Genomic DNA, 255 nt, shown 5'->3' with positions numbered 1-255 from the left:
AATACCGATCATTTAAAGGCAATGTTGGTTTGGCAGCACCCAATCTATTGCAACGAGATTTCAAAGCGACTGGGGCGAACCAGAAGTGGTCGACTGATGTGACAGAGTTTAATGTCGCTGGTGAGAAACTTTATCTGTCACCGATTTTAGATCTGTTTAATGGCGAAATCATCGCCTTTGAAACTGCGAAAAGACCTGTTTATAAAATGATTGATACGATGCTTAAAAAGGCTTTCAAACGGCTGTCGCCAATCG

Annotated in this window: 1 protein-coding gene; it reads left to right on the top strand. The window is 42.0% G+C overall.

Going from position 1 to position 255, the window contains the following annotated elements; genetic code table 11:
• The coding region (locus KDM92_RS18420; RefSeq protein WP_230408430.1) for a DDE-type integrase/transposase/recombinase at window positions 1-255 on the top strand (255 nt) is incomplete at both ends.

The organism is Affinundibacterium baiyunense (assembly GCF_018139645.1).
Classification (GTDB): Bacteria; Pseudomonadota; Gammaproteobacteria; order Burkholderiales; family Burkholderiaceae_D; genus Undibacterium; species Undibacterium baiyunense.
This window is presented reverse-complemented; position numbering and strand designations above follow the sequence as displayed.